Annotated in this window: 19 protein-coding genes and 1 tRNA gene; 13 read left to right on the top strand and 7 right to left on the bottom strand. The window is 58.5% G+C overall.

The window, feature by feature from the left end; genetic code table 11:
• Positions 1–46 precede the first annotated feature (46 nt).
• Both AC1DUP_RS02440 and AC1DUP_RS02435 read right to left on the bottom strand, forming a co-directional pair.
• Complete coding sequence (locus AC1DUP_RS02440) at positions 47–1345, bottom strand: ABC transporter substrate-binding protein (RefSeq protein ID WP_113300044.1); 1299 nt, start codon at positions 1343–1345, stop codon at positions 47–49.
• Between the two features lie 29 nt (positions 1346–1374).
• Positions 1375–2463 (bottom strand): ABC transporter ATP-binding protein, encoded by a 1089-nt coding sequence (locus AC1DUP_RS02435; protein WP_113300043.1) that lies wholly within the window; start codon positions 2461–2463, stop codon positions 1375–1377.
• Between the two features lie 266 nt (positions 2464–2729).
• Here AC1DUP_RS02435 and AC1DUP_RS02430 point away from each other — a divergent pair, with 266 nt between their 5' ends.
• Positions 2730–3440, top strand: coding sequence for a GntR family transcriptional regulator (locus AC1DUP_RS02430; RefSeq protein ID WP_115034365.1), 711 nt, complete (start codon positions 2730–2732; stop codon positions 3438–3440).
• Positions 3441–3444: 4 nt separating this feature from the next.
• Here AC1DUP_RS02430 and AC1DUP_RS02425 read toward each other — a convergent pair whose 3' ends face one another.
• Both AC1DUP_RS02425 and AC1DUP_RS02420 read right to left on the bottom strand, forming a co-directional pair.
• Complete coding sequence (locus AC1DUP_RS02425; RefSeq protein ID WP_115036416.1) at positions 3445–3852, bottom strand: DUF4174 domain-containing protein; 408 nt, start codon at positions 3850–3852, stop codon at positions 3445–3447.
• Positions 3853–3948: 96 nt separating this feature from the next.
• Entirely contained in the window at positions 3949–4332 is a 384-nt protein-coding gene (locus AC1DUP_RS02420) for a BRA0787 family protein (RefSeq protein ID WP_113300041.1), read from the bottom strand.
• 320 nt (positions 4333–4652) lie between these two features.
• Here AC1DUP_RS02420 and AC1DUP_RS02415 point away from each other — a divergent pair, with 320 nt between their 5' ends.
• The 3 genes from AC1DUP_RS02415 to AC1DUP_RS02405 all read left to right on the top strand — a co-directional run bounded on the left by AC1DUP_RS02415 (position 4653) and on the right by AC1DUP_RS02405 (position 5556).
• Entirely contained in the window at positions 4653–4859 is a 207-nt protein-coding gene (locus tag AC1DUP_RS02415; RefSeq protein ID WP_115034364.1) for a hypothetical protein, read from the top strand.
• A 9-nt stretch (positions 4860–4868) separates the two neighbouring features.
• Positions 4869–5084 carry a hypothetical protein gene (locus AC1DUP_RS02410; RefSeq protein ID WP_477831987.1) on the top strand — a complete coding sequence of 72 codons (216 nt, stop codon included), beginning with the start codon at positions 4869–4871 and terminating at the stop codon, positions 5082–5084.
• Between the two features lie 223 nt (positions 5085–5307).
• Complete coding sequence (locus AC1DUP_RS02405) at positions 5308–5556, top strand: DUF2934 domain-containing protein (protein WP_115034363.1); 249 nt, start codon at positions 5308–5310, stop codon at positions 5554–5556.
• Between the two features lie 8 nt (positions 5557–5564).
• Here the strand turns inward: AC1DUP_RS02405 and AC1DUP_RS02400 are convergent, their stop codons facing one another.
• Positions 5565–7496 carry a DUF5054 domain-containing protein gene (locus AC1DUP_RS02400; RefSeq protein WP_477831986.1) on the bottom strand — a complete coding sequence of 644 codons (1932 nt, stop codon included), beginning with the start codon at positions 7494–7496 and terminating at the stop codon, positions 5565–5567.
• A 385-nt stretch (positions 7497–7881) separates the two neighbouring features.
• Here AC1DUP_RS02400 and AC1DUP_RS02395 point away from each other — a divergent pair, with 385 nt between their 5' ends.
• Positions 7882–8064 carry a hypothetical protein gene (locus AC1DUP_RS02395; RefSeq protein WP_113300037.1) on the top strand — a complete coding sequence of 61 codons (183 nt, stop codon included), beginning with the start codon at positions 7882–7884 and terminating at the stop codon, positions 8062–8064.
• 89 nt (positions 8065–8153) lie between these two features.
• Here the strand turns inward: AC1DUP_RS02395 and AC1DUP_RS02390 are convergent, their stop codons facing one another.
• Complete coding sequence (locus AC1DUP_RS02390) at positions 8154–8339, bottom strand: hypothetical protein (RefSeq protein WP_113300036.1); 186 nt, start codon at positions 8337–8339, stop codon at positions 8154–8156.
• 126 nt (positions 8340–8465) lie between these two features.
• Between AC1DUP_RS02390 and AC1DUP_RS02385 the strand changes: the two genes are divergently transcribed.
• From AC1DUP_RS02385 to AC1DUP_RS02370, 4 genes are all read left to right on the top strand, one after another.
• On the top strand, positions 8466–9191 hold the full coding sequence (locus tag AC1DUP_RS02385) for a LuxR family transcriptional regulator (protein ID WP_113300035.1): 726 nt from the start codon (positions 8466–8468) through the stop codon (positions 9189–9191).
• 184 nt (positions 9192–9375) lie between these two features.
• Entirely contained in the window at positions 9376–10041 is a 666-nt protein-coding gene (locus AC1DUP_RS02380; protein ID WP_113308028.1) for an acyl-homoserine-lactone synthase, read from the top strand.
• On the top strand, positions 10038–10229 hold the full coding sequence (locus AC1DUP_RS02375) for a hypothetical protein (protein WP_007824152.1): 192 nt from the start codon (positions 10038–10040) through the stop codon (positions 10227–10229). The genes AC1DUP_RS02380 and AC1DUP_RS02375 overlap by 4 nt, the downstream gene beginning before the upstream one ends.
• 142 nt (positions 10230–10371) lie before the next feature.
• Positions 10372–10479: a DUF2934 domain-containing protein gene (locus tag AC1DUP_RS02370; protein ID WP_477831985.1), complete on the top strand. Its 108-nt coding sequence runs from the start codon at positions 10372–10374 to the stop codon at positions 10477–10479.
• 96 nt (positions 10480–10575) lie between these two features.
• On the opposite strand, the gene AC1DUP_RS02365 is transcribed toward AC1DUP_RS02370, so the two are convergent.
• Positions 10576–10944 (bottom strand): response regulator, encoded by a 369-nt coding sequence (locus AC1DUP_RS02365; RefSeq protein ID WP_113510742.1) that lies wholly within the window; start codon positions 10942–10944, stop codon positions 10576–10578.
• Between the two features lie 192 nt (positions 10945–11136).
• On the opposite strand from AC1DUP_RS02365, the gene AC1DUP_RS02360 reads away from it, so the two are divergent.
• From AC1DUP_RS02360 to AC1DUP_RS02345, 4 genes are all read left to right on the top strand, one after another.
• Positions 11137–11212, top strand: a tRNA-Ile gene (locus AC1DUP_RS02360).
• A 267-nt stretch (positions 11213–11479) separates the two neighbouring features.
• Positions 11480–11689, top strand: coding sequence for a hypothetical protein (locus AC1DUP_RS02355; protein WP_113300032.1), 210 nt, complete (start codon positions 11480–11482; stop codon positions 11687–11689).
• A gap of 209 nt (positions 11690–11898) precedes the next feature.
• Positions 11899–12489, top strand: a complete 591-nt coding sequence (locus AC1DUP_RS02350) for an ankyrin repeat domain-containing protein (RefSeq protein ID WP_477831984.1) — start codon at positions 11899–11901, stop codon at positions 12487–12489.
• A 51-nt stretch (positions 12490–12540) separates the two neighbouring features.
• A complete protein-coding gene (locus AC1DUP_RS02345; protein WP_477831983.1) occupies positions 12541–13032 on the top strand; it encodes a YHS domain-containing (seleno)protein in 492 nt (163 codons plus the stop codon).
• Positions 13033–13064: the final 32 nt, after the last annotated feature.

Genomic DNA, 13064 nt, shown 5'->3' with positions numbered 1-13064 from the left:
TGTGGGGAGGGTTGGGGAGGGGAAAAGCGGCAAACGCCGACCTGGCTTAAGCCGCGATGAACTCGTTCCATCGGCGAACCATGTAGCGGTCCTCGTCCATGACGGAGTTCCAGCAGGCGATGTGGCCGATACGCTCTTCGAAGGAGCCGCCATCGCGAACCGAGCCGGCCTTCTCCATCACCTTGCCTTCGGGCGAGAGGATATCGCCCTGTGCAGCCTTGCCTTCCATCCAGTAGCCCCACTCGTCGGCGGTCATGAACCCCTTGGCGGTTTCAAGGCAGGCCGAGTAGTAACCTTGGCGGTTGAGGTAGGCGCCGACCCAGCCGGACGTGTACCAGTTGATATACTCGTAGGCGGCATCAAGCTGTGCGCCCTTGAGATGCGCGGCAAGACCGAGACCGCCACCCCAGGCGCGGTAGCCTTCCTTGAGCGGCTGGAAGCGGCAGGCAATGCCCTTGCCGCGGACGGCGGCAACGGCCGGCGACCACATGGACTGGATGACCACTTCGCCCGATGCCATCAGGTTGACCGACTCGTCGAAGCTCTTCCAGAAAGCGCGGAACTGGCCGTCGCCCTTGGTCTTGATCAGGAAGTCGATCGTCTTGTCGATCTCTTCCTTGGTCATGTTGCCCTTGTCGGCATATTTGATCTTGCCGGAGGCTTCGGCGATCATCGCCGCATCCATGATGCCGATCGACGGCACGTTGATGATAGCCGTCTTGCCCTTGTAGGCCGGGTCGAGAATGTCGGCCCAGGAGGTGATTTCGCGGCCGGTCAGGTCAGGACGAATGCCGAGCGTATCGGCATTGTAGATCGTCGGCATCATCGTGAACCACTGGGTCTGTTCCTTGGCGAACTTCTTGGAATCCTGCGCCTCGACGAAGCCGACCGTGTGCGGCGCCGTCCCTTGCGCGATCGTGCTGTCCGCCTTCAGCTTGCCGCTCGTGAAGATCGGCACGACCTTGTCGAAATACTTGAGCTTCTTGACGTCCATCGGCTGCAACACGCCGGTCGGGAACACCTTCTTGCAGATCCAGTATTCGATATCGGCAATATCGTAGCTGTCCGGCTGCGTCACGGCGCGCTGGGCGGCGGCGTCGGAATCGGTCGCCGTCATCTCCAGCGTGATGCCGAGATCGGCTTTGCACTTTTCGGCGATTGCATTGATGTTCGAAACGCCGGTGCCGAACTGGCGGAGCGTGATGTTGGACTGCGCCCAGATGGTCGGAAAGCCGGTGATGGCGCCCGAACCCGCAATTGCGCCGACGGCAGCGGCACCCGTCTTCAGAAGCGAGCGGCGGGAAATTCCCTTTTCCGCTTTGGTGTTTTTCGTTTCAGTCGTCATGGCAGTTCCCCTTTTCTTGATATTGAAGGTTATGCAGACACGCGGCCAAGGAGGACGGCATCCTCCAGAGCCCAACTCAAAGACACCGCATCGCCGACCGAAACCGGCTTTGCGAAGTAATCGCTATCACTTGCGATGACGGTGAAGTCATCGCTGCCGGCTCCCAGAACGGTGATTTTTACCGAGGAGCCGCGATATTCGATGTTGGAGACGAGACCGTCGAAGCCGAGCGTCCACTCGCTCGCGACCTGAAGGCGCACGCGGTCGGTGCGGATGCCGATATCGACGGCTTCGCCAACTTCCCTGCCCGTTCCGCGGACTGAAAAGCTCTGCCCCTCCGGCACCCGCATGACGACAACGCCATTCTCGCTCGATGTCACCCGGCCGGAGAGCACGTTGTGATCGCCCATGAAGCGGGCCACGAAGGCAGTCGCCGGCTTCTCGAAGACCTGTCGCGGTGATGCGGCCTGCTCGATCTTCCCGTCATTCATGATGACGATGATGTCGGCGAGCGCCATCGCCTCTTCCTGGCTGTGGGTCACATGCACGAAGGTGATACCGAGCGTCTTCTGCAGCTTCTTCAGTTCCGCCCGCATGCGGATCTTCAGGAAGGGATCGAGTGCAGACAGCGGCTCGTCGAGCAGCAGTGCTTCCGGATCGGTAATCAGGGCACGCGCCAGCGCCACACGCTGCTGCTGGCCGCCGGAAAGCTGTGCCGGCCGGCGGGTGGCGTAGGCCTCCATCTGCATCAGCCTCAGCATATCAAGCGCTTTGGCCCGGCGCTCGTCCTTGTCGACACCCTTCATCTTCAGGCTGAAGGCAACGTTGTCGACAAGGTCGAGATGCGGAAACAGCGCATAGGACTGGAACATCATCGCCGTCCCGCGCTTTGCCGGCGGAAAATCGGTGACGACGACATTGCCAAGACGGATATCGCCTGATGAAATGCTCTCATGACCGGCGATCATGCGCAGCGTCGAGGTCTTCCCACAGCCGGATGGACCCAGGAAGCAGCAATAGGAACCAGCCGGGATCTTAAGGCTGATGGCATGGACCGCCGTGGTCGCGCCATAGACCTTGGAAACGGATGCTATATCGATCTCTGCCGCTTTCGACATCGTGTCTTCCCCTGTTCGAGAAAGACGATGCATCTGCCGTGCCAATTCGCAGGCCGCACTTCAAACCCTTACAATCCATGAATTTTTCATGACATAATGTTGCCTGGCGAAATCGCAGTCATTTTCGCACTGCACACAAAATGGGCTTTCGTGCTCAATTCGAGCAAAAAATCGTATACAATTTCGCCTGCATTATGCGCACAAATTCCATTTAACTTTTGCGACGAAGGCGGATATGGTTTGCAGACACTAGGGAAACCGATTTCATGAAATCCGCCGCCAGCGCTCTGCAATCAGGTGATGCCCAAGAAATCGGCGCCTCGCAGATCCGCGATGCCATCCGGGATGCGATCGTGGAGCGGCGTTTGTCGCCCGGCACGAAATTGTCTGAAAGCGATGTCGGCAATCTCTTCAATGTCAGCCGCACACTCGCCCGCGCCGCCTTGCAGGCGCTTTCCTATGAAGGTCTGGTCAGCGTCGAGAAGAACCGCGGCGCCTTCGTCGCCTACCCCTCGCCGGAAGAAGCGCGGCAAATTTTTGCCGCCCGCCGTCTCGTTGAGCCCGGCATCCTGCGGGACGCGGCAGCCCGCATCACCCCATCTGATATCCAGCATCTCAAGCAATTGCTTTTGGAGGAGGGCCGGCTGATGAGCGAGCGTGGCCAAACCGCAAGGCGGGCCGAAATCAAGGCCTCGGGCGATTTCCACCTGACGCTTGCTGCCATCTCCGGCAATGCCATCATGCAGCGCTTCATGGAAGAACTTGTCGCCCGCTCCTCGCTGGTGATTGCCCTCTACGGCCAATCGACGGTCTCCAGCTGCGGCCATTCCGAACATGGCGATATCATCGAAGCGATCGAGCGCAAGGAACTCGACCGCGCCTGCCACCTGATGCTCCACCACATCGCCCATATCGAGGCCGATCTCGATCTGCGCGAACGCAAGAGCCTCGGCCTCAAGGAAGCATTCGAACTCTGAGGGGTTAGTGGCCCGGCGGAACGATGGCTGCAGCGCGGCTGATCTCCTCCACACTCATCGGCTCGCTGGAACGCAGCTTCACCTGGCCATCCCGACCGATCAGCACCAGCCCGAATTCGCCGCTGAGCGGCCCCTGAAGCTCATCGCGCAATTCGTCGGCATCGAGGTCCCGCCCATCCTCGAAAAGCGAGAATGCGCCGCCGCCGGCGATCGTGAAGACCTCGATATCATCTTCGATAAGCCGCATCTGCGACTTGCGCAGCAATTCGTCCTGAACGATCGGCCTGTTGTCCTCGGCATCGGCGAAGACGATGAGGACATTCTTTTCGCCAAGGAACTGCTCCAGCGATCGCGGCAGATGAGCCTCGCGAACGCCCGTTCCCATGATTTCGTGTAAAATGGATCTCAACATGGTGCTCATTCCTTCTCTGCCTGTTTCAACGGCTGGAAATGAGCAGGGTTCCCCGCGAGGAATAGGATCGCGGCCAGTGCCGCGATCCTGAAAGGCCTATTCGCGGGATTCCGCTTCGGATGCGCGCGTCGAAAGCGCGACGATATCAGGCGTGCCATTGGCAAGAAGGCGCTTGCGCACCAGAACGCGCATGACGCGCGCCGCCGTGGAGAAAGTCATCTGATCCAGCGGTCCCTCGCCTTCCCAGGGTTTGGTCAGCCGTTCGGTGACGGCGCCGACGATATTGGCAGGGACGATATCGGTGCATTCACGCATGGCTTCGAAAACGAAGCTGATTGGAATGACCCTGCCTTCATGGGTGACAATCGGCTCCGTCAGTTCGCTGTCCCATTCCTCGTAGGCATAAAGCGCCTCGCGGAAGAGCTGTTGCAGGGTAAACGGTGCATGTCCGTTGTGAAGTGGCGGCAGTGCATTCATCATGTCTGTCTCCTCTGATGGATTAAGCCAGCTTCCTCAAGACCCGGTCCGGATCGACGCGGAAACAACAGCTCGGTTCCTCCTTCGGACCGGATACACGATTCATTTTATAGAGTAACACGGGCGTGATAAAGCCATTTCTGACCGCCCTGGCTGCCGCAACTTCTAACCGATTGAAATTCATTGAGAGTTGCCGGCATTTTTTTGCTGTCGAGACACGCTAAACCGGTATTTCGCCTGTAGGACGGCATCGGAAAGACCGGATTTGGAACCTTTAACGTGCTCACCGGTTGTGCCTCAGCAAGTAGTCTGGGGAGATCAGAATGACGCAAATTCACCAACCCGAACGACGCAGCCGCACCCTGCGTGGCCGCCCGTATAGTCTTCACGAATTCGCCGCCAAATACGGCCTCAAGAACGAACAGGCCGAAAGCCTGTTTACCCGCTTCGGTCCGTCTTCCGTCGAACTGGACTTGCTGATGGCCGCCAAGCGGCGCCCGCCTGTTCAGCCTGATAGCATGTGCGAGTAGGAGACGATCGTGAGCGGCAAAGACAAAATCCACAAAGACGCCGAAGGACAGTTCGCGCGTTCGCAAGAGGGTCGCCGCAACAGCGGCGTCTCCAGCGCCAAGCCGCGCGACATCACCCATTCTGATGATGCCACCATCCATCGCACCCCGCCCGGCCAGAAGTCTCGCAAGGACTGGAATGTCAAACACGACGAAGCCAACAGCGAGCGCTCACGCTCTGAATAATGCACCTCCCTCCGCGGCTCCCTGGAGGAAATTTCACAGAATATGTCGGGAACACATGTCAGGTGAAATCGTTCTTCCGGTAAGCATGGCGTAACGCCATGCCGCCCCATCGGAATGCCGGCAATGCCGGCTCATTCACAAGATCAGCTTGAGATATCCGCCTTTGGCGGGAGGCCAATCGTGTGGAATCGAGGGAAAAGATCGGCGCAAGAAGGACGAAACGATGAGCAACACCTCCCGGCATGAGTGGATATGCAAGCGAGCCTATGCGATCTGGGAAGCGGAAGGTAGGCCGAATGGCCGCGATTCCGAGCATTGGCTTCAGGCGACGGCCGAACGCGAGAGACTGGAGCGCACGCGTGCCTCGACGGATGGCAACGAAGTTCTCGTCAAATTTCGCCCGAAAACGCCGAAACCACACAAGCCGGCCGCTTTCAGCAACCAGCGCCAAAAGCTGTCACGGGCCGGTTAAACGCGCGGCTATTCCAAACTGATCCGGAAACGAGCGGAGAAATCACCTTCCCACCACATCGGGAAGTTGGTTCCCCATTTATTATTGTGCAGGTTGAAGCGGATTCCCTCTTGGAAATCCGGAAGGCCCCTGCAGAAACTCATGAAATCCCAGTTCTGCGGCGCGATCAGCGGCGTATCCAGAGGCGCGACGACGAGCGCGCCGTTGGACACGCCGAACTCGCCACGGACTGCAGTCACCGACTGAAGCTGGCCTCCACCGGATCTGGCGAAATTTCCGGACTGGTGCCAGAGACCCATTTTCCTGAAAGCCCAGTCCTTTGCGACCTCGGGCGTAAAAGACAGGAAACTTGCCTCCGGCATGCGGTTCGCCGCCTTGTCTCGCAGCGAAAGGCGCAGTTGCAAGGCCTCACCATCGGCCGAGAATTCAATCGCTAGCTGCCGCGGAGCGCCAAACCGTTCGACGGCTTCGGCCGGCATGGACAGCAACAGGCTTCCCTCGCCTGCACTCTCGAGATGAGGCACAAAAACCTTCGAGAGCGCAGCGCCCGAACGGCCAAGCCCCGGCTTGTCGTGATCCAGCACCGCCCATTCCTGCCGGTGAGTGAGATAGCTGTCCATATGCCTGGCAACGTCGGCAGCGTCATAGCTTTCATAGCGATAGGCGATCAGCGAGCCAGCACGGCCAGCCATCCGCCGCCCCCGCGGTGACGTGAGCGCTGTGACATCACCGGTTACCTCATCAAGCTCGATCGACCAGCCGCCGGCGCTCAGGCGGGTGTCGCGGCTCGCGCTGCCGACGAGCGCGGGCGCGAAAAGCTCTGAAAGCACGGCCTGCGCCTCATGCTGATCTTCGGCATCGAGTTCGGCGACGGCCTGATCGATATAGCCGCGCTGCTCGTCCCATGACGCCTCGGTATAGGCGAAACGGTAATCGGTTTTGCGCGCGGCGTTGAAATCGGCTTTTGCCCAGGCCTTGTCGTCGCGCAGATAGGATTTGATATCCACCCCGCATGTATGCTCCGCCACCATAGCGAGGCCGCGGCCGAAGGCGAGCCGACGCTTATCCAGTCCCTCGCCGGCAAAGCGGTCATAGAGCCGTTGCAGGGCCAGGAACTTCGCCGTCTTCAAGGGATCGGTGGCGCTGCCATGGATCCAGCTGTCGCCAAGCTCCAGCTCCAGCACCGGAAAACGCTCCCGCTCCTCCCAGAGGATCGCGCCATAATCCTCCAGCGTCGCCGCGCGGAGGATCGCCCCAGGCTCGAGGCGACGCAAGTCGCGATAGGCTTCCGCCGTCTGCGGCACGCTCTGCGGACCGATATTGTCCTGCGTGTGGGCAAAGCTCAGCCCGTCATCGAAACTTTCGGGGAAATAGGTCTCGCCATAGGAGCGCTGATACATGACGACGACTTCAGCGCCGTCAGGCGCGCGCCAGCGGAAAACGTCAGGCACCTCAGGCGTCGGCGAAGCCGTGTTGACCCCGAGATGCAGGAAGCGGATGCCGGCCTCGGCCAGCAAGGGCACCATGCCGAGCGTATGGCCGGGAACGTCGGTCATCTTCGCCGCAATCGTCTTTTTGCCGAAACGGCGGTCGAGCTCCTGCGAATAGGAAAGACCGGCACGGAACAGATCAGGAGACATCAGCTCCGTATGGGTGGTGAAAGGCAGCCCGTGCCAGCGGATGAGCCCGCGTTCGATCGCCTGCTCCAGTGCCGCGACCTCGGCAGGCGATCGTGAATTCAGATGATCCCAAATCAGCCACGCGCCTGTTGTCCAGATGAACTTCGGCTCTTCAGGGTTTTCGGCATAAAAATGCGCACCGGTCTCGATCGCCTGCGGGATGAAGCGTTCATGATATTGACGACGGACTTTTTCGGCATGGTCCGTAAAGCCGATGTCGAGATGGGTCTTGAAGACCAGATGCACGCGCTTTTCGGTCATTTGCATTCCATTGGGCCGATCTTCCCGCTATCGAGCGGCTTTCACGCGGTCTCAGCGCAAGGCGCTGTGCGTCCAACACGCAATACCGGCCATCCCTCCCAATATGATACAGCGGCACTTGTGTAACCGTTTCCACAAGCACCTTTGCGCTCCGCGCTAACGATCCGTCAAGCATATTTGGGCGATATGCTGGAATATGCTGGATATTTTGCGGGGTCAGGCTTCACATACCTTGCCTGTGGTGCGTGACCCCAATTAACTGGCGACAAATGTGAAGACGTGTTCATATGCCATCTGCTCTGATGGCCGGTGAGATACGTTCGCGATATGCCTGTCATCTTGCTGCTTTACACGACGTATCCGAACCTTCGCCGATGGCCGCTTCATGACCGAATTCACCGTCCATGCCACGCATTCCGATCAGGCGAACGATCCCTGTTTCTACGTGCCCTTCGGTATTCCCTCGGGCACTACACGCGTTGACGCGACGATGAGCTATGACAAGGCGAGGACTGCATCATCGATCTCGGCATCCTCGATGTCAGGGCAGCCGATTATCCCATGGTGAAACCGGCCCCAAAATGGTCGCGCCCATCGGGCGACCAGTGACGGTTCATCGAAGATGATTTCGTGACTGATTTAACTGTAAAGGAGCGATTATTTCTCTTCGCAGAGCGTCCGGTGAACCTCTGTCCAGAACAAGGCAAGCAACGTATCGCCATTGCGTTCGGCGACGAGCGCGCGGATCAACGCCTCGGAGCCGGCCATGTCCTGCCAGCTGGATTTCAGCCCTTTGGCTGCCTGATGGCATTCGGCGATGTCGAAAGTTCTCTTGCTGTCCATCTGGAGCCTCCCCGAAAAAGGCGCTAACAGACGGGTCTGGAAAAGTCATTCCCCGCATATGTGGGGATACCTTGTATTTTTGACATTCCTCGCGGTAGGATTGAACGGTTTGAGGCAGGCGGCACGATGACGGAAAATAGCTATTCGCAAAAGTTCGAATCCGTTTTCGAACAGATCAAGGCTGCAGCCAATGTCGATACTTCCATCCGCATTTTCCAGGCGGAGTACGCCGTCGACTACGTCACCTATCACCTGGCTCAGACCATTGCGGCAAAGATCGACGCCCCTTTCGTGCGCACTACCTATCCGGATGCCTGGGTGTCGCGCTATCTGCTCAACAGCTATGTAAAGGTCGATCCGATCGTCAAACAGGGCTTCGAGCGCCAACTGCCCTTCGACTGGAGCGAGGTGGAGCCGACACCGGAAGCCTATGCCATGCTGGTCGACGCCCAAAAGCACGGGATCGGCGGCAACGGCTACTCGATCCCCGTTGCCGACAAGGCGCAGCGCCGGGCGCTGCTGTCGATCAATGCCCGCATTCCGCTCGATGATTGGACCGCTATGGTCAAGCTCTATCGCAATGAGTGGATCGAGATCGCTCATATGGTTCATCGGAAGGCCATCTACGAACTTCACGGCGAGAACGACCCGGTGCCGGCACTTTCTCCGCGCGAAATCGAATGCCTGCATTGGACCGCGCTCGGCAAGGACTACAAGGACATCGCCGTCATCCTCGGCATTTCCGAGCACACGACCCGCGATTATCTGAAAACCGCCCGCTTCAAGCTCGGCTGCGCCACCATTTCCGCAGCCGCGTCGCGGGCCGTGCAGTTGCGCATCATCAATCCCTGACCTGCCCCAAAATTCGGCCTTAAGAGTTGCGCCCGGCAAGACCGGGTACAACCTGTTGATGTCCATCGTCCATGCGACCCCCACATATGCGGGGGTCCATCTGTGGGCACCCATATGTGGGAATTTCCGAGCCCGTCTTCCTGAACCATTCTGCCGTCACGAACCCAACACGCTGGAGGGAAAAATGTTCGTTATCATTCAGGCACATGAGTATCAGAAATACGCTTTCATACTCGACCAGATGTTCCGCCTGCGTAAGAAAGTCTTCGCAGACACCCTTGGCTGGAACGTTCCGGTAATCGGCCCCTTCGAGCGCGATAGCTACGACTCGCTCTGCCCGGCCTATCTCGTCTGGTGCAACGAAACCCGCACCCGCCTTTACGGCGGCATGCGCCTGATGCCGACGACCGGACCGACCCTCCTTTACGACGTCTTCCGCGCAACCTTCCCGCAGGCAGCCAATCTTGTCGCGCCCGGCATCTGGGAAGGCACCCGCATGTGCATCGACGAAGAGGCGATATCCGCCGATTTTCCCGATGTCGATGCCGGCCGCGCCTTCTCCATGCTCCTGCTTGCGCTCTGCGAATGCGCCCTCGATCACGGCATCCACACCATGATCTCCAACTACGAACCGCATCTGAAGCGCGTCTACAAACGTGCCGGCGCCGAGGTTGACGAACTTGGCCGCGCCGATGGCTACGGCAAATATCCGGTCTGCTGCGGCGCCTTCGAAGTTTCCGAGCGTGTGCAGGATAGGATGCGTGCATCCCTCGGCATCGATACCCCCCTCTATACCCGCTATGTCCCGACGCGTTCCGTCGTGACCCAATTCCTGGAGATGGCAGCATGAACCGCTTGAGCGAAACCACCGTGCAAAAAGATATCGGCGCGTTGGAACGACATATCCTCGCATCCCGCGATATCGCCACGCAGATGGGAGATCCCTTCCTCTCCTATCTGCTCTCGATGGCTCTCTTCACGATCTATGAGAAGAAGGCGCATCAGGAAAACGATCTGCTGAAGAGCAGCTATAATTGACGGTTTCCAGAGGCAGCGGCCGGGCCTGAAGCAGACCTCCCCTTCAGGTTCGGCTGCGCCGTTCAAATATCCGATCCCCAGCCGGTTTTATCGGTATTCGAAAAGCCACGCGAGGCACATCACGGACCGGAACGAGGACCGCGTGCGCGAGCGCGTTTATGCAATCTGGGAAGAGGAAGGCAGGCCGGAAGGCGAAGATTTGCGCCATTGGACCGATGCCGAAGCGCAACTGCGCTGCGACGAGACGTGAACAAGCTCGCAAACAGATCGAAGAAACCGCAACCAGGCAACGGGCGTTCCCATCCCGCCGCCGTCACGGGAGAGCCCTGACTGAGCCCTCAAGGTGCTATCGGATCATGGAAGCAATCGTCGAGATCAAGGCCTCATGCTGATAGGGTTTGGGCAGGAAAGCCGTGTTGGCCGGCAGCGACATGGGATCGAGGCGCACCATGCCTGAGGTGATGATGATGCCGATATTCGGCCGCATTGCCCTCACCCGCTTGGCAAGCTGAATGCCATCCATCGAACCGGCCATGTTGACGTCGGTGAAGAGGACATCGACATCGTTGCGGGTTTTCAGAAGCACCATTGCCTCATCGGCGTTCCCCGCCTCGAGCGCCACATGCCCCACTTCTTCAAGCACATCCAGAATATTGAACCTGATCAGCGGCTCATCTTCGACGATGAGCACCACGGCACCCTGGGAAGCTACCATTCTGCGATTGCCCTCTTCAGATCTAGCCTGATTGCAGTAAATGTAGCCCGCGCGCCAAGGTTCCAGAGGGCAAACCGGAAATATGCATCGTCCACAGAAGCTTGCGCTCATGGCTTGTGACTGTCCCGGATTTGCGTTAAGCGGACAAAAGCTGCGGGTACCATTGCCCCGGCTGACCGCACCATGGGTGCCGGGCCTGTAGCTCAATGGTTAGAGCCGGCGGCTCATAACCGCTTGGTTGGGGGTTCGAGTCCCTCCGGGCCCACCATTTATTTTTAATGATTTAGCGAGATTTCCGATATCAGCCAGACGATTCGGGCTACAAATTGGGCTACCGGATTCTGTTCTCCAGTCGCGTCTCGGCGAATTCGACAGGGTGCCATCGTCACCGAGCAGGAACTTGCCAAGCAGAGGATTCGTTAGGGGCTTTGGGAGCCCCTGCGCGCTTGATCAGCCCGATGATTCAGTCGCCTGCCTTTCGACGTGAATTGTGCTATCCATCAATGGATAACGTTGCTCTGGAGGAGACCATTTAATGATCGCGCGGCAGGATTTGACGAGTGACGAATGGAAATGGCTGGTGCGGCTCTGCCAGCACGAAGCGGACTCAATCCCGAAACAGATTGAAACGCGGTTTGTCGAACTTGGTCTTTCGAAAACGGGTAGTCTTACCGAAGATGCGCGAAGCTTGGTCCAACGCGAGTTGCTGGCTGAGCGACGAAACAGACTGCAAGGCCTTCACTGACCGGTCACCTTCGATGCAATGTAGCTCTCGGTAACCAGTTCATCACATTATCCCTGTTCCAAGCTGCGGTTTGCTACGGAGCCGCAAGTGGCCTCGCACGCGCCGCTCTCCAAACAGATTCGCCATTTATTGTCGATCGCTCATATTCATGATAGCTTAACCGCGCTTTCGCGCTTGTGAAGCCAGGGATGGCAAGACGGGGGTGCGCGATGAATATTTTTTGGATCGGCTTGTTCTGTTTAGGCTTGGGGGCTTCCGCCGCTTCGGCAGGCCCTCTTCATGACGCTGCGCGTGAGGGAAATGTCGATCACGTCAAACAGCTTGCGGATCAGGGGGCAAACCTCTCCGAGCCGGATGATACCGGCGAGCCGGCACTGCTGATTGCCGCCTTGTCGGGCAAGACTGATGTCGTCACCCTTCTGCTGGACCGGGGCTGCGATATCGAAATCCGCAACAAGGGCGGGCTGACGGCCCTGCATGCAGCAGCCTATGGCGGTCACCTCGATATCGTGGAATTGTTGGTGGCCAAAGGTGCCTCCGTCAACGACGACAAAAACTTCTACAGCATGACGCCCCTGCATGCGGCCGCCGAGGAAGGCCATGCCGAGGTCATCGCTTTCCTGCTCGCACAGAAGGCGAAGATCGAGCCGAAGGAAAGAAACGGCTACACGCCGGTGACGCAGGCCGGATGGCGGTCACACTGGGATTCCGTCACTCTGTTGTTGAAAGCGGGCGCAGCCTGTCAGGGAGCCGACCTCACCGGTCAGTGGCTCTATGACGAATGCACGAAGCGAAAATAACCGTGCGCGCCTGAAAACGGGAGCTTTGAAATGTCTCACTGGAATGGATTCATGAAGGCTGCTGCGATAGGCAGCCTTGCCGTCCTGCTCCTTGCAAGGGCCGCTCCGGCAGAGGACTTCGTCAATACGGGCTATTTCGGGGATGTGGCGATCAAGGGCTATGATCCGGTCGCCTATTTCACGGATGATAAAGCCGTGGAAGGATCGCCGCAATATTCTCATCACTGGCTGGGTGCGACCTGGTATTTCGCCAGTGCCGAACATCGTGACATGTTCGTCAAGGATCCGGGCAAATATGCCCCGCAATATGGCGGTTACTGCGCCGATGGCGTGTCCTTCGGAACGGTGACCACCAACATCGATCCGAATGCCTGGCGGATTATCGAAGGCAAGCTCTATATCAGCTACGATCCGGGTGCCGCCGACGGGCTGGTGAAGAACCCCACCAAGGTGGTCGATTCCCAGAAGCATTGGTCGCAGGTGCAGAATATCCTGATATCGGAGAAGGCGCAGAAAGACTGGCAGCATCCGTCCGCTCAATAGGCAATTGATTGCCGGTCTTTAAACGAACTCGC

This window comes from Rhizobium sp. 01L419 (genome assembly GCF_056400025.1).
This window is presented reverse-complemented; position numbering and strand designations above follow the sequence as displayed.

What these genes read in the sequence shown, in the direction of transcription:
- AC1DUP_RS02440 (WP_113300044.1), bottom strand. Translation starts at nt 1,345, where the DNA reads ATGACGACTGAAACGAAAAACACCAAAGCGGAAAAGGGAATTTCCCGC.
- AC1DUP_RS02435 (WP_113300043.1), bottom strand. Translation starts at nt 2,463, where the DNA reads ATGTCGAAAGCGGCAGAGATCGATATAGCATCCGTTTCCAAGGTCTAT.
- AC1DUP_RS02430 (WP_115034365.1), top strand. Translation starts at nt 2,730, where the DNA reads ATGAAATCCGCCGCCAGCGCTCTGCAATCAGGTGATGCCCAAGAAATC.
- AC1DUP_RS02425 (WP_115036416.1), bottom strand. Translation starts at nt 3,852, where the DNA reads ATGTTGAGATCCATTTTACACGAAATCATGGGAACGGGCGTTCGCGAG.
- AC1DUP_RS02420 (WP_113300041.1), bottom strand. Translation starts at nt 4,332, where the DNA reads ATGATGAATGCACTGCCGCCACTTCACAACGGACATGCACCGTTTACC.
- AC1DUP_RS02415 (WP_115034364.1), top strand. Translation starts at nt 4,653, where the DNA reads ATGACGCAAATTCACCAACCCGAACGACGCAGCCGCACCCTGCGTGGC.
- AC1DUP_RS02405 (WP_115034363.1), top strand. Translation starts at nt 5,308, where the DNA reads ATGAGCAACACCTCCCGGCATGAGTGGATATGCAAGCGAGCCTATGCG.
- AC1DUP_RS02400 (WP_477831986.1), bottom strand. Translation starts at nt 7,496, where the DNA reads ATGACCGAAAAGCGCGTGCATCTGGTCTTCAAGACCCATCTCGACATC.
- AC1DUP_RS02395 (WP_113300037.1), top strand. Translation starts at nt 7,882, where the DNA reads ATGACCGAATTCACCGTCCATGCCACGCATTCCGATCAGGCGAACGAT.
- AC1DUP_RS02390 (WP_113300036.1), bottom strand. Translation starts at nt 8,339, where the DNA reads ATGGACAGCAAGAGAACTTTCGACATCGCCGAATGCCATCAGGCAGCC.
- AC1DUP_RS02385 (WP_113300035.1), top strand. Translation starts at nt 8,466, where the DNA reads ATGACGGAAAATAGCTATTCGCAAAAGTTCGAATCCGTTTTCGAACAG.
- AC1DUP_RS02380 (WP_113308028.1), top strand. Translation starts at nt 9,376, where the DNA reads ATGTTCGTTATCATTCAGGCACATGAGTATCAGAAATACGCTTTCATA.
- AC1DUP_RS02375 (WP_007824152.1), top strand. Translation starts at nt 10,038, where the DNA reads ATGAACCGCTTGAGCGAAACCACCGTGCAAAAAGATATCGGCGCGTTG.
- AC1DUP_RS02365 (WP_113510742.1), bottom strand. Translation starts at nt 10,944, where the DNA reads ATGGTAGCTTCCCAGGGTGCCGTGGTGCTCATCGTCGAAGATGAGCCG.
- AC1DUP_RS02355 (WP_113300032.1), top strand. Translation starts at nt 11,480, where the DNA reads ATGATCGCGCGGCAGGATTTGACGAGTGACGAATGGAAATGGCTGGTG.
- AC1DUP_RS02350 (WP_477831984.1), top strand. Translation starts at nt 11,899, where the DNA reads ATGAATATTTTTTGGATCGGCTTGTTCTGTTTAGGCTTGGGGGCTTCC.
- AC1DUP_RS02345 (WP_477831983.1), top strand. Translation starts at nt 12,541, where the DNA reads ATGAAGGCTGCTGCGATAGGCAGCCTTGCCGTCCTGCTCCTTGCAAGG.